This window comes from Sulfuritalea sp. (assembly GCF_031426875.1).
Classification (GTDB): Bacteria; Pseudomonadota; Gammaproteobacteria; order Burkholderiales; family Rhodocyclaceae; genus Sulfuritalea.
Map to the genome: position 1 here is coordinate 1 of NZ_JASJPC010000019.1, position 12,703 is coordinate 12,703.

Genomic DNA, 12,703 nt, shown 5'->3' on the forward strand with positions numbered 1-12,703 from the left:
AGAAATTCAACGTCAAAACCGATCGCTCAGACTCAAACCTGGATTGGAATGGACTATTATTGGCGTCCGGCGGCCGGCGTGTAGCCTATGGCCAGCGAAATGGCGTCGGCGGTTTCCTTGACCAGCGCGGCCCAGTCCGCGCTGTGGCGCTCGGCCGGGGCCGAAACCGAGAGCCCGGCGACCAGTTCGCCGGCATCGTCGCGCACCGGCGCGGCGATGCAGCGCAGGCCCTGTTCGATTTCCTCGTTGTCGAAGGCCACGCCGTGGCGACGCGCGCGCTCGACTTCGCGTTCCAGCGCGCCGAGCGTGGTCAGCGAGGTCGGCGTATAGCCGGGCAGGCCGGTGCGCTTGGCGTACTCGCGCAGTTTTTGCGGGCCGTCTTCGGCCAGATAGAGTTTGCCCACGGCCGTGACATGCAGCGGCGCGCGGGCGCCGACCAGATGTACCACGCGCACCGAGGAGCGGCCGCTGGAGGTGCGTTCCACATAGACGATTTCGTCGCCCTGGCGCACGCCCAGATTCACGCTTTCCCCGAGTTGCTGGTGCAGGCGCTGCATCAGCGGCATGGCAGCCTGGCCGATGCTGATGCGCGACTTGACCACGTTGCCCAGTTCCAGCAGGCGGATGCCGAGCCGGTAGGTGCCGGGATCGGCGCGTTCGACGAAACCCGACGTGGCCATGGCGGCCAGGATGCGATGTGCGGTAGATGGATGCAGACCCGTCTCCAGCGCCAACTGCTTGAGGCTGACCGGATCGTGATGATAGGAAAGGACATCGAGCAGTTTCATCATGCGCTCGATGACCTGGATACCGCTGCGGGCTTCCGGCGCGGCATCTGCAGGCTTATGCGGCACGGCATTCTCTTCTTGGGAACGGGACTTCGGATACTATAACAAATGCCTTCGTTGGCGATCGGCGACTATTTGCTTTGCATGCCTGGGATCCCGCTTCGGAGGCAGGCGACAACAACATAACGGAGTGAGTCCATGGCAAGGGTGCGCGTAGGGCTGTTTGTGACCTGTCTGGTGGATCTGATGCGCCCGCGCATCGGCTTTGCCGCCCTGAAACTGCTGGAGACTGCCGGCTGCGAGGTGATCGTGCCGGAGAGCCAGACCTGCTGCGGCCAGCCGGCATGGAATTCGGGCGATGCGCCGGGGGCCGTGGCGCTGGCGAAGAAGACCATCGCCGAATTCGAGGGTTTCGACTATGTCGTCTCGCCTTCCGGCTCCTGCGGCGACCACATTCGTACCGAATACCCGACCCTGCTGGCCGCCGAACCCGAATGGCGCGACCGTGCCACGGCGCTCGCCAGCCGCACTTATGAACTGACCGATTTCCTGGTCACGGTGCTGAAGGTGGGCAGCGTGCCGGGCGACCATGAAGGCAGCATCACTTATCACGATTCCTGCACCGGCCTGCGCAGCATGGGCATCAAGCAACAGCCGCGTGCGTTGCTGGCGACGATGAAAGGCGTCGAACTCAGGGAGATGAACGGCTGCGAGGAATGCTGCGGTTTCGGCGGCACTTTCTCGGTCAAGTTCGGCGAGGTCTCGGCGGCGATCGCCGAGCGCAAGTGCGACAACGTGCTGGCCAGCGGCGCCAGGGCCGTGGTCGGCGGCGACCTCGGTTGCCTGCTGAACATCGAGGGCAAGCTGCGGCGCATGGGTGACGAGAACACCAAGGTGCTGCATGTGGCGGAAATCCTGGCGGGAGACGCGTAATGGAAATCAAGTCCATGCGCTTCAAGGCCAATGCCGCGGGTTCCTTGGCCAACGTAGTGCTGCAGGGCAACCTGAAAAATGCCAAAGGCAAGTTCGTGACCAAGCGCGCCGAGGCGCTCAAGGATCTCGACGATTTCGAGGGCACACGCGACGCGGCGGTGGCGATCCGCAACAAGGTCATCGACAACCTCGACCTGTGGCTGGAGCGCTTCGAACAGAAGGCGCAGGAGACCGGCGCCACGGTCATGTGGGCCAAGGACGGCGCCGAGGTCTGCCGCCTGGTGACGGAAATCGCCCGCAAGCACGGCGTGACCAAGGTCACCAAGTCGAAGTCGATGCTCTCGGAAGAGGCCGGGCTCAACCAGGCGCTCGAAGCGGCCGGCATCCAGCCGGTGGAGACCGATCTCGGCGAATACATCCTGCAGGTCGACAACAACGAGCCGCCCAGCCACATCATCGCGCCGGCGGTGCACAAGAGCCTCGACGACGTCGCCGACCTGTTCCACAAGGTCCATGGCACGCCGCGCAAGACCGAGATCCCGGCGCTGACGCGCGAAGCCCGCGAAGTGCTGCGCGGACATTTCCTGTCGGCCGAGATGGGCCTCTCGGGCGGCAATTTCCTGGTTGCCGAGACCGGCTCGGTGGCGCTGGTGACCAACGAGGGCAATGGCCGCATGGTCACGACGATGCCCAAGGTGCATGTGGTCATCACCGGCATCGAGAAGGTGATTCCCACCCTGGAGGACTTGTCGACCCTGATGCGGCTCTTGCCGCGTTCGGCCACCGGGCAGTCGATCTCCAACTACTTCTCGATCCTGACCGGGGTCAAGAAGCCGGACGAACACGACGGACCCGAGCACCTGTATTTCGTGCTGGTCGACAGCGGCCGTGCCGACGTGGTGGGCACTGACTTCCACGCCATGCTGCGCTGCATCCGCTGCGGCGCCTGCATGAACCATTGCCCCGTGTATCAGACCATCGGCGGCCACGCCTACGGCTGGGTCTATCCGGGGCCGATGGGCTCGGTGCTGACGCCGCTGTATGCGGGCATGGAGAATTCGATCGACCTGCCCCATGCGGCGACGCTGTGCAACCAGTGCGGCGTTGTCTGTCCAGTGAAAATTCCGCTGCCCGACCTGTTGCGCAAGTTGCGCGAAAAGCAGACCGAGCGCGGGCTGCGGCCGCTGACCGAGCGCATCGGCCTGCGCCTGTGGGCCTGGGTCGCGCAACGGCCGAAGCTCTATGCGCTGGGGGCGAGCCTTGGCGCACGCTACCTGAAATGGCTGGCCGGCGATGCGGATCGCATTCGCCTGTTGTCGACAGCGCCGGAATGGACCCTGGGGCGCGATTTTCCGGCGCCGCAGGGCAAGACCTTCCGCGAGCTTTATGCGGCGCGGCAGAAGACGGCAAAGGAGTCGACATGAGTTCCCGCGAAGACATTCTCGGCCGCGTGCGTGCCGGGCTCCAGCGCAACGCCGGCAATGCCGCGGTCGGCCGCGAGGTGATGGCCGCTGCCCTGTCCGGCCGTGTCCAGGGGCCGAAGCCGGCCATGGACACCACGCCGCAGGCGCTGCTGGAGCGCTTCCGCGTCAAGTCGGAAGCGCAGTCGAGCACCGTCGATATCGTTGCTGCGGTGGACGATGTGCCGGCCGCGATCGCGCGTTATCTGACGGCCATGAATCTGCCGACAACGGCGGTCGCCCAGCCTGCGCTGGCGACGCTGGACTGGGCGGCAGCGGGGCTCTCGGTCGAGGCGCGCGGCGCGCGCGATGCCGATATGGTGGGCATCACCGGCTGTTTCTGCGCCGTCGCCGAAACCGGCACGCTGATGATGTGTTCCTCGCCCGCTACGCCCGCTGCCGTCAGCCTGCTGCCGGAAACCCACATCGCGATCGTGCATGCTACGCGCATCCTGCCCTACATGGAGGATGCCTGGGATCTGGCGCGCAAGGAACTCGGCACACTGCCGCGCGCCGTGAATTTCATCTCCGGGCCGTCGCGCACCGGCGACATCGAGCAGACCATCGTGCTCGGCGCGCACGGGCCCTACCGCGTGCATCTGGTGATCGTGGAGGCCTGAGATGCGCAGGCTGCTGATTCTTGTTGCCCTGTTTTTCGCCGTGGCGCCAGCGCCAACTCTTGCCCAGATCGGCGATGAAGTCCTTCCACCGGTATTTGTCGAAACCCTGCTCGAACTGCCCGACGATGCGGCGCAGGCCGCCAAGTCGGGCAAGCGCTTGTTGCTCTACTTCGGCCAGGTCGGCTGTCCCTACTGCAAGGAGCTGATGCAGACCAGCTTCACGCAGAAGGCCATCGTGGACAAGGTGGCCAAGCACTTCCTGCCGATCGCCTTCAACCTGTTCGGCGACCGCGAAGTGACCTGGTTCGACGGCAAGGTCCGCAGCGAAAAGGAGTTCGCCAAATTCCTCAAGGTGCAATTCACGCCGACGCTGCTGCTGCTCGACGAGAAGGGCAACATCATTGCGCGCATCAACGGCTATTACCCGCCGCATCGCTTCTCCGCCGCGCTCGACTATTCGGTGAAACGTCTGGAAGGCAAGTTGCCCTTCGCCGAGCACATGCAGGCTGTGCCGCAGAAAGGCGCCAGCGCCACGCTCAACGAGCAGCCCTTTTTCATGAAGCCGCCCTTCGATCTCGCGCGCAAGACGGGCGGCAAGCCGCTGGCGGTGCTGTTCGAAACGCGCCACTGCGCGCCCTGCGATGAATTGCACAAGGAAGGCTTCAAGCGCGCCAAGACGCAGGCGGCGCTGTCGCGCTTCGATGTCGCGCGCTTTTCGCTGTCCGGTCGCGAGACGCTGGTCACGCCTGACGGGCGCAGCACGACGGCAGAAGCCTGGGGCAAGGAACTCAAGATCAGTTACACGCCAAGCGTGGTGTTCTTCGATGACCGCGGCCGCGAAGTGTTTCGCCTCGAAGCCTACCTGCGGCCCTTCCACTTCACCTCGTCCTTCGAGTACGTCTCCAGCGGCGCCTACAAGAAGGAGCCCGAGTTCCAGCGCTTCCTGCAGAACAAGGCCGAGCACATGAAGCAGGCCGGCGAAAAGCTGGACTTGTGGAAGTAGGAGCGAGCTCGCTCGCGATCAGCGCTGATCGCCAGCAAGCTGGCTCCTACGGGTTCGATCAGCGCCGCCGCAGGCGCTTTTCGATCTCGATGATCAGCATCGCCACCAGTGCGATGACGGCGATCTCGCCCCAGGCGCGGGCGTCGATCGGCGCGGTGGCGAAGGCGGCATTGAGCGGCGCCCAGTAGGTGATCGCCAGCTGCAGCGCGAGCTGCAGGCCGGCGCCGGCCCATATCCACGGATTCGAGAAGGCGGCGACGGCGGTGACCGGCAGGCGCAGCGAGCGGCAGTTGAACAGATAGACGGTTTCGATCGCGACGAACACGTTCATCGCGATGGTGCGCGCTTCGGCCATGGACTGGCCGCGCTCGCCGGCCAGCAGGAACATGCCGAAGGAGCCGGCCAGCATCAGGCTGCCGACCAGCACGATGCGCCCTATCAGCACGCCATCGAGCACCGGCGATCCCGGCGGCCGCGGCGGCCGGTGCATGATGCCGCGCTCGGCCGGCTCGAAGGCCAGCGGCAGTCCGAGCAACACCGCGGTGGTCATGTTGATCCAGAGGATCTGCAGCGGCGTGATCGGCAGCGTGACGCCGGCGACGATGGCGGCGAGGATCACCAGGCCCTCGCCGAAGTTGGTCGGCAGGGTCCAGGTGATGAACTTCACCAGGTTGTCGTAGATGCCGCGGCCTTCCTCGACCGCCGCCTCGATGGTGGCGAAGTTGTCGTCGGTCAGCACCATGGCCGCCGCCTCCTTGGCCACGTCGGTGCCGCCCAGACCCATGGCGATGCCGATATCGGCCTGCTTCAGCGCAGGTGCGTCATTGATGCCGTCGCCGGTCATCGCCACCACCTCGCCCTGCGCCTGCAGCGCGCGCACCAGGCGCAGCTTCTGTTCCGGTTCGACGCGGGCGAAGACATCGACCCTGAGCGCCGCCGCCTTGAGCGCCTGATCGTCCAGGCGCGCCAGGTCGCGACCGGTCAGCACCTCGGCGCTATGGGCGTCCTTGACGATGCCGATCTGCGCGGCAATCGAGCGCGCCGTTTCGGCGTGATCGCCGGTGATCATTTTCACCACGATGCCGGCTGCATGGCAGGTGCGCACTGCGCTGATGGCGCGCGCGCGCGGTGGGTCGATCATGCCGACCAGGCCGAGAAATACCAGGTCGTTGCCGATCGCCGCTTCGTTCAGGCGTTCACCGGCGGCCAGATGGCGTCGCGCCAGGGCCAGCACGCGCAGACCGCGCGCCGCCATCAACGCGCTGACGGCTTCCAGTGCCGCGGTTTCCAGCGCCGTTTCGCTGCCGTCGGCGGCGAGCATGGCGCGGCAGGCGGGCAGCAGCTTTTCGATGGCGCCCTTGACGTAGGCCACCGCCTGGCCCTCGATCTCGTGCAGCGTCGCCATGGTCTGTCGCGCCGAGTCGAAGGGCAGTTCGTCGCGGCGGGGAAACACGCTGCGCAATGTCGCCTCGTCCAGCCCCCCCTTCTTCGCCACCACCAGCAACGCCGCCTCGGTCGGGTCGCCGGTGATTTGCCATTGTCGATGCTCGTGATACAGCGCCGCGTCGTTGCACAGCACTCCGGCCAGCAAGGTTTCGTGCAAGGCCATCTCAAGAGTTGTGTCGCCGGCTGAGCCGGAGACGGTATCCCTTGCGGATGGCGCTGGCGCTACGGCGCTGCCCCCGTGGTGCAGCAACTCGCCTTCCGGCTTGTAGCCCTGGCCACTGGCGATAAAGGCTTCGCCACCGGCCCACAGCTCGGTGACGGTCATCGCGTTTTCGGTCAGCGTGCCGGTCTTGTCCGAGCAGATCACCGTGGTGCTGCCCAGGGCTTCCACGGCGGGCAGATGGCGGATGATGGCGCGCCGCTTGGCCATGCGGCCGACGCCGATCGCCAGGGTGATGCTCATCGCGGCCGGCAGGCCCTCGGGAATCGCGCCGACGGCCAGCGCCACGGCCGCCATCAACATATCGGTCATCATCTGGCCTCTGGCCACGCCGATGACGAAGGTGAGTGCGGCCAGGCCGAGTATCACCCACAGCAGCAGCCCGGCGAACTCGCCCATTTTCTTCGTCAGCGGTGTGGCGATTTCCGGCGCGCTGGCGATCAGGCCGGAGATGCGGCCGGTCTCCGTGGCGTCGGCGGTGGCGACCACCAGGCCGTGGCCCTGGCCGGCCACCACCGTGGTTCCGGCATAGGCCATGTTGCGGCGATCGGCGAGCGCAGTGTCTTCCGGCAGTTCCTCATGATGCTTGTCGATCGGCGCGGCCTCGCCGGTGAGCTGGGCCTCGACGGTGCGCAGCTGCTTGCCTGAAATGATGCGCAGATCGGCCGGCACCTTGTCGCCGGCGGTGAGCCAGACCACGTCGCCCGGCACCAGGTGCACTGCGTCGATGCGCCGTCGGCGACCCGCACGCAACACCGTGACCTCGGTCGCCAGAGCCTGCGCCAGCGCCGCCAGGGCGGCCTCGGCCTTGCTCTCCTGCAGATAGCCGATCACCGCGTTGATCACCACCACGCCGAAGATGACCGAGCTGTCGACCCATTCGCCGAGCATGGAAGTGACGATGCCGGAGCCGATCAGCACCAGTACCAGCGGCTCTTTCAATTGGGCGAGGAAGCGCGTCAGAGCACTGCGTCCCGGCTGCTGGCTGGGACGGTTGGGGCCGTGGCGCAGCAGGCGCTCCGCCGCCTCCGCTTCGCCCAGGCCATGTTCCGGGGCCACACCATGCTGGACCAGGGCTTCGGTGGCCGGCAGGGCGTGCCACTGCAACCTGTCGCGTTCCGTCGACGGCGAGGGAGATGTCATCATCGATTCAATTATGCACCGATGATTCGACCGGGGCGCTTGCGGCCGGCCGCCGCAGGCGGCCCGGGCTGGCTAAACGACCGGCAGCAGCACCCGCAGCGCGGTACCCGTGTCGGCCGGCCCAGGACCGATGTCGAGCGTGCCGCCATGAAGTTCGGCGATGCGTGCGACGATGGACAGCCCGAGTCCGCTGCCCGAAGAGTTGGTGCTGGCACTACGGTAAAAGCGTTGCCGCACCCGCTCGCGCTGGTCGGCGGCAATGCCGCAGCCGTTGTCGCTGACGGTCAGCGCGGCGCGTTTGTCCGCGGCCTCGATGGACACTTCGACGCGCGTGGCGCCGCTGTGGCGCAAGGCATTGTCCACCAGGTTGCGCAGCAGCACTTCGAGCAGCAGCGCATCGCCCTGCACGCGCGCGTCGCCCTCGCGCAGCGAGAGTTCGCAGCCGCGTTCGATGGCTTCGCCCGCGCTCATGGCGAGGACGGCTTCGGCGATCGGCCGCAGCGCCACTTCCTGCATCGTTTGCGGCGTGCCGGCGTCCAGCCGCGCCAGGGTGAGCAACTGCGCCACCAGGTGGGTGGCACGGTCGCAGCCGGCGATGATCTGCTCCAGGGCATGCCGCCTTTCGGCGTGATCGACGGCAGCCAGCGCGACCTGCGCCTGCGCCTTCAGCGCGGCCAGCGGCGTGCGCAGTTCGTGGGAAGCGTCGGCGGTGAAGCGGCGTTCGTTGTCGAGCGCCCGCACGATGTCGGCAAACAGGCGGTTGAGCCGGGTCACCAGCGGAGCGACCTCGGCGGGAAGGCTGGCGTCGGGCAGCGGATCGAGCCGGTCGGCGGCGCGCGCCTCGACGTCGCGCGCGAGCTGGCGCAGGGGCGCCAGCGCATAGCCGATGGCAATCACCAGCAGTAGCGCCAGCGCGGGCAGGGCGTAGAGCATGGGCTTGAGCAGTTGCTCGGCGATTTCGGCGGCGACCTCGTCGCGCTCCGTGGCAAAGTGCGCGGCCGAAGTGCTCGGCGGGTGGGCCAGCAGCTCTTTCAGTTCATGGCGGGCTTCGCGCCAGGTGGCGAAGGCAGTCAGCAGCCAGACCAGGGCGACCGCCAGCAGGGTCAGGCCGACCAGCCGGGTGCGCAGGGAGAAGGGGCGTCTCACGACGGGGTGCCGGTCGGAGTGCCGGTCGGAGTGACGGCCGGGGTGACGTTCTTGGGCACGGCGTAACCGACGCCGCGCAGGGTGCGGATGGCGTCTGCACCAAGCTTGCGCCGCAGGTGATGGATGTAGACCTCGACCGTATTGCTGCCAATTTCATCGCCCCAGGCATACAGGTGCTGTTCCAGCTGGGCGCGCGACAGTGCGCGCCCGGGCTGCTGCATCAGGGCGTGCAACAGCGCGTATTCCTTGGCCGAGAGCTCGACTTCGCGGCCGCCGCAGGCGACGTGCCGCGTCGATGGATCGAGGGTGATGCCGGCTGCGGCCAGCACCGGTGCCGGCTGGCCCCCGGCGCGGCGCAACAGGGCGCGCAGGCGCGCCGTCAATTCACCCAGGTCGAAGGGCTTGACCAGGTAGTCGTCGGCACCGGCATCGAGACCGCGGATGCGGTCATCGACGGTGTCGCGCGCAGTGAGGATCAGCACCGGCAGGGTCTTCTGTTTCGCGCGCAGGTGGCGCAGCACTTCGAGTCCGTCGCGGCGCGGCAGGCCGAGGTCGAGTACCACCGCCGCGTAATCCTCGGTCATCAGCGCCGTCTCGGCACTGACGCCGTCGCGCACCCAGTCGACGGCGTGGTCGGCCTGACGCAGGCCGACCTGCAGCGCGTCGCCGAGCAGGGCATCGTCTTCAACCAGCAGGATTCTCATGGTTCATGCGCCGCATCTTCTTCCAGCCCGTGATCATAGCCAGCACGAGGTTCTCGTGGTGCAGCCAACTGCTGACGATGACGCCGGCAATGTGTATGCCGACGATCGCCATCATGCCATTGGCGGCGCCTTCATGCAGTTCTTCCATGAAGTGGCCGCCGACGTCGTCATACACGGCCCAGCCGCTGGCCGCGGCGACCATGCCGAAGCCGAGCAGCAGGAATATCGCCACGGCGCCGGCCGGATTGTGCCCGACATAGTGCTGCGGCTTGCCATCGATCAGCGACTTCAGGTAGTCGATCAGCTTGCGCGGCGTCGGCAGGAATTCGGCAAAGCGCGAATAGCCGCCGCCGACGAAGCCCCACAGCAGCCGAAACACGATCAGGCCTGCCAGCGTATAGCCGGCGATGACGTGGATGTCGCGCAGCCTTTCCGATTCCGACGTTAGGAAGGCGGTGGCAAAACTCGCCACCAGCGACCAGTGGAAGATTCGCGTCGGCAGGTCCCAGACGCGGACGGACTTGGTATCGGCATGCATGGCGGACCTCACTTTGGAATTTGAACCCAGCGCTCGCTGTACTCGCCCGCGGCCGCCCTGGTATGGCAGGCGCCGCAGTTGGCCGGGCTCTTGATCGAAGCGCGCTGCCAGGTGGCGGCCGGCACCTCGCGGTGCTTTTTGTCGAAGCGCGCGGTCTGCGTGATGCGCAGCAACGGCTTGCCCTGCGCATCGCGGGTGTCGCCGGTCTTGCGGCCGCCGGCATTTGCCAGCAGAAAGTTGGTGATGGCGACACGGCGCTTGTCGTCGATGCTGGCGTCCGAGCCGAAGTGGTGCGACAGGTCGCCCATCATGGCGCGCCACGAATCGGCATGCAGCATCTGCGGCGGATAGGCCATGTGGCAGGAGCTGCATTCTTCTTCGAAGGCGGCGTGCTTCGGCAGGCTGTAGCTGTCGGCCTGGGCCGTCAGCGCGACCAGCAACAGGGCGGCGGGGAGAAGTTTTTTCATCGCGGTCTCCTGATCACCTGAGGCTCAGCAGCCAGGCCATGACATCGGCCTTTTCCTGGGCGCTGCAGACGCGATTCAGGGTGTCGTTGCAGTTGCGGCGGAACCACTTGTCCACCTTGGCGGCATCGGTGAAGCGCTCGGCATTGGCCGCCGGCGCCAGCGGCGTGATGGCCTTCTCGGTCTTGGCGTGGCGGCCGGCCTGGGTCGGCTTGTCGGTGTGGCAGGAGGAGCAGCTCCACTCGCCGCCTTGCTTGCTGGTGAAGAAGCGCGCGCCGCGCTGGGCGGAGGCGGCAGTGCCGGCCTCTTTCTCGAAGCGCGTCAGGAAGTCGCGCGGGGTTTCGGCCGAGGCAGTCGCCGCGAACAGCGTGGCCGCAATGATGAGCAGGTGTCGCATCGGAATCTCCATGAGTGTTGAGTGAGACGAATCATGGAGGGCACCGCTTAAACGGCGCTTAAGGTCGACGGTTCGAGTTACTTCTTCGGCGCCTTGTAGAAGTCGCGCAGCGAGGCGTAGCGTTCGGCGCGCACCGAGCGCACATGCTGGATCGCGTTCTTCATCGGGATGCCGGCCTGGACCAAGGTCTCGGCGGCGATCAGCAGGCTGCTTTCGAGCACTTCGGGAATCACCTCGGTGGCGCCGGCGGCCTTGAGGCGGGCGACATCCTTGTCGTCGGTGGTGCGCACCACGATGGGAATCGCCGGCCGGGTGCTGCGCACGATGCGCACCACGCGTTCGGCCGAGCGTGCGTCGGGGTAGCTGACGACCACCGCGCGGGCGCGGGAAATGCCCGCTGCCTGCAATACCTCGGGCCGGTCGGCATTGCCGAAAACGACGTTGATGCCATGCATGCGCGCCTCGGCGATGCGTTGCGGGTCCACGTCGAGGGCGATGAAGGGAATTTCTTCGATGGTGAGGAATTCGGCGATGCGGCTACCGGTGCGACCGTAGCCGCAGATCACCACGTGCTGGCCGAGGTCGAGGCTATGCACGGCGATGTCGTGGATCGCGGTGGCCTTGTGCGCCCAGTCGCCGCGCCCCAGGTCGCCCGACAGTCGCGCCGCGCGTTCGATCAGGAAGGGCGCGATGAACATCGACAGCAGCATGGCCGACAGCGTGATCTGGAACACGCCGATGCTGATCAGCTGCAGTTGCAGCGCCAGCTGGATCAGGACCAGACCGAACTCGCCGGCCTGCGCCAGTTGCGCCGAGGTACGCAGGCTGGTGGTCAGCGGCGTTTTCGCCACGCGCGTGATGATCAGCATCACCACCGCCTTGCCGCCGATCAGCAGCGCCACGGCCAGCGCCAGCTTGTGGCCATTCGCCAGCACATACCGGAGGTCGAGCATCATGCCGATGGTGACGAAGAACAGGCCGAGCAGGATGTCGCGGAATGGCCGGATGTCGGCCTCGACATGGTGGCGATAGGCCGTCTCGGATATCAGCATGCCGCCGACGAAGGCGCCGAGCGCAAGCGACAGCCCGCTCTGGGCGGTCAGGAAGGACAGGCCGACGACGATCCAGAGTGTCGTCAGCACCAGCAGTTCGCTGGACTTGTATTGCGCGGCCGCATCGAAAATCCGTCCGATCAGTCTCTGTCCTGCCCAGATCAGCAGTGCCAGCACGGCGACCGCCTGCGCCGCGGCTACCGCCAGCGAGCGCAGCAGATCGTCGCCCGAGGCGGCCAGCGCCGGCAGCAGGATCAGGCAGGGCGCCACGGCGAGGTCCTGGAACAGCAGCACGCCCATGGTCTGTCGTCCGGAGCGCGAATGCAGTTCGAAGCGTTCGGAGAGCATCTTGGCGACGATCGCGGTCGAGGACATCGCCACCGCCAACCCGACCGCGACACTGCTGCGCCAGCCCTGATCGTAGGCCAGCGCGGTCACCAGGCCGGTGCCCAGCGCGGTCAGCAGCATCTGCGCCGAGCCGAAGCCGAACACCAGTGCGCGCATCGCCTGCAGGCGTTTCAGGCTGAATTCGAGGCCGATCGAAAACATCAGGAAGACGATGCCGAACTCGGCAAAGCTGTCCACCTCGGCGCTTTCCGTCAGCCGCGCCAGGCCATGCGGCCCCAGCGCGATGCCGATCACCAGGTAGGCCAGCATCGAGGGCAGCTTGTAACGGCGCGCAACGGCGACGGCGCCGACCGCGGCGCTGAGCAGAAGCAGGATCCAGAGCAGGTTGGAGTGCATGGCAGGATAATAACGCGAGCCTGCACTTGTCATGTCGGCATGGGT

The 12,703-nt window shown here is 66.6% G+C and carries 12 protein-coding genes; 4 read left to right on the forward strand and 8 right to left on the reverse strand.

What is annotated here, in order from left to right:
- Positions 1 to 56: 56 nt before the first annotated feature.
- Positions 57 to 854 (reverse strand): IclR family transcriptional regulator, encoded by a 798-nt coding sequence (locus RMO95_RS08330; RefSeq protein WP_310450150.1) that lies wholly within the window; start codon positions 852 to 854, stop codon positions 57 to 59.
- 132 nt (positions 855 to 986) lie between these two features.
- Here RMO95_RS08330 and RMO95_RS08335 point away from each other — a divergent pair, with 132 nt between their 5' ends.
- From RMO95_RS08335 to RMO95_RS08350, 4 genes are read left to right on the forward strand one after another with little or no spacing between them, the layout of a single operon-like run.
- The gene (locus RMO95_RS08335; RefSeq protein WP_310450151.1) at positions 987 to 1,721 is read left to right on the forward strand and encodes a (Fe-S)-binding protein; all 735 of its coding nucleotides are present in this window, start codon (positions 987 to 989) and stop codon (positions 1,719 to 1,721) included.
- Positions 1,721 to 3,145 carry a LutB/LldF family L-lactate oxidation iron-sulfur protein gene (locus tag RMO95_RS08340; protein WP_310450152.1) on the forward strand — a complete coding sequence of 475 codons (1,425 nt, stop codon included), beginning with the start codon at positions 1,721 to 1,723 and terminating at the stop codon, positions 3,143 to 3,145. Before RMO95_RS08335 ends, RMO95_RS08340 begins: the two co-directional genes overlap by 1 nt.
- Positions 3,142 to 3,801, forward strand: coding sequence for a lactate utilization protein C (locus RMO95_RS08345; RefSeq protein WP_310450153.1), 660 nt, complete (start codon positions 3,142 to 3,144; stop codon positions 3,799 to 3,801). Before RMO95_RS08340 ends, RMO95_RS08345 begins: the two co-directional genes overlap by 4 nt.
- A 1-nt stretch (position 3,802) precedes the next feature.
- Positions 3,803 to 4,804: a thioredoxin family protein gene (locus RMO95_RS08350; protein WP_310450154.1), complete on the forward strand. Its 1,002-nt coding sequence runs from the start codon at positions 3,803 to 3,805 to the stop codon at positions 4,802 to 4,804.
- 58 nt (positions 4,805 to 4,862) lie between these two features.
- Here the strand turns inward: RMO95_RS08350 and RMO95_RS08355 are convergent, their stop codons facing one another.
- From RMO95_RS08355 to RMO95_RS08385, 7 genes are all read right to left on the reverse strand, one after another.
- Positions 4,863 to 7,616 (reverse strand): HAD-IC family P-type ATPase, encoded by a 2,754-nt coding sequence (locus RMO95_RS08355; RefSeq protein WP_310450155.1) that lies wholly within the window; start codon positions 7,614 to 7,616, stop codon positions 4,863 to 4,865.
- Positions 7,617 to 7,685: 69 nt separating this feature from the next.
- Positions 7,686 to 8,759: an ATP-binding protein gene (locus RMO95_RS08360; RefSeq protein WP_310450156.1), complete on the reverse strand. Its 1,074-nt coding sequence runs from the start codon at positions 8,757 to 8,759 to the stop codon at positions 7,686 to 7,688.
- Positions 8,756 to 9,463, reverse strand: a complete 708-nt coding sequence (locus RMO95_RS08365; RefSeq protein ID WP_310450157.1) for a response regulator — start codon at positions 9,461 to 9,463, stop codon at positions 8,756 to 8,758. The genes RMO95_RS08360 and RMO95_RS08365 overlap by 4 nt, the downstream gene beginning before the upstream one ends.
- Entirely contained in the window at positions 9,444 to 10,001 is a 558-nt protein-coding gene (locus RMO95_RS08370) for a cytochrome b/b6 domain-containing protein (RefSeq protein ID WP_310450158.1), read from the reverse strand. The genes RMO95_RS08365 and RMO95_RS08370 overlap by 20 nt, the downstream gene beginning before the upstream one ends.
- 8 nt (positions 10,002 to 10,009) lie before the next feature.
- The gene (locus RMO95_RS08375) at positions 10,010 to 10,468 is read right to left on the reverse strand and encodes a diheme cytochrome c (RefSeq protein WP_310450159.1); all 459 of its coding nucleotides are present in this window, start codon (positions 10,466 to 10,468) and stop codon (positions 10,010 to 10,012) included.
- Between the two features lie 13 nt (positions 10,469 to 10,481).
- The gene (locus tag RMO95_RS08380; RefSeq protein ID WP_310450160.1) at positions 10,482 to 10,862 is read right to left on the reverse strand and encodes a DUF1924 domain-containing protein; all 381 of its coding nucleotides are present in this window, start codon (positions 10,860 to 10,862) and stop codon (positions 10,482 to 10,484) included.
- Between the two features lie 77 nt (positions 10,863 to 10,939).
- Entirely contained in the window at positions 10,940 to 12,658 is a 1,719-nt protein-coding gene (locus RMO95_RS08385) for a cation:proton antiporter (protein ID WP_310450161.1), read from the reverse strand.
- Positions 12,659 to 12,703 lie beyond the last annotated feature (45 nt).

Bases quoted from the DNA above. Each gene is read 5' to 3' on its own strand.
- RMO95_RS08335 (WP_310450151.1), top strand. From the start codon at position 987: ATGGCAAGGGTGCGCGTAGGGCTGTTTGTGACCTGTCTGGTGGATCTG.
- RMO95_RS08340 (WP_310450152.1), top strand. From the start codon at position 1,721: ATGGAAATCAAGTCCATGCGCTTCAAGGCCAATGCCGCGGGTTCCTTG.
- RMO95_RS08345 (WP_310450153.1), top strand. From the start codon at position 3,142: ATGAGTTCCCGCGAAGACATTCTCGGCCGCGTGCGTGCCGGGCTCCAG.
- RMO95_RS08350 (WP_310450154.1), top strand. From the start codon at position 3,803: ATGCGCAGGCTGCTGATTCTTGTTGCCCTGTTTTTCGCCGTGGCGCCA.
- RMO95_RS08355 (WP_310450155.1), bottom strand. From the start codon at position 7,616: ATGATGACATCTCCCTCGCCGTCGACGGAACGCGACAGGTTGCAGTGG.
- RMO95_RS08365 (WP_310450157.1), bottom strand. From the start codon at position 9,463: ATGAGAATCCTGCTGGTTGAAGACGATGCCCTGCTCGGCGACGCGCTG.
- RMO95_RS08370 (WP_310450158.1), bottom strand. From the start codon at position 10,001: ATGCATGCCGATACCAAGTCCGTCCGCGTCTGGGACCTGCCGACGCGA.
- RMO95_RS08375 (WP_310450159.1), bottom strand. From the start codon at position 10,468: ATGAAAAAACTTCTCCCCGCCGCCCTGTTGCTGGTCGCGCTGACGGCC.
- RMO95_RS08380 (WP_310450160.1), bottom strand. From the start codon at position 10,862: ATGCGACACCTGCTCATCATTGCGGCCACGCTGTTCGCGGCGACTGCC.
- RMO95_RS08385 (WP_310450161.1), bottom strand. From the start codon at position 12,658: ATGCACTCCAACCTGCTCTGGATCCTGCTTCTGCTCAGCGCCGCGGTC.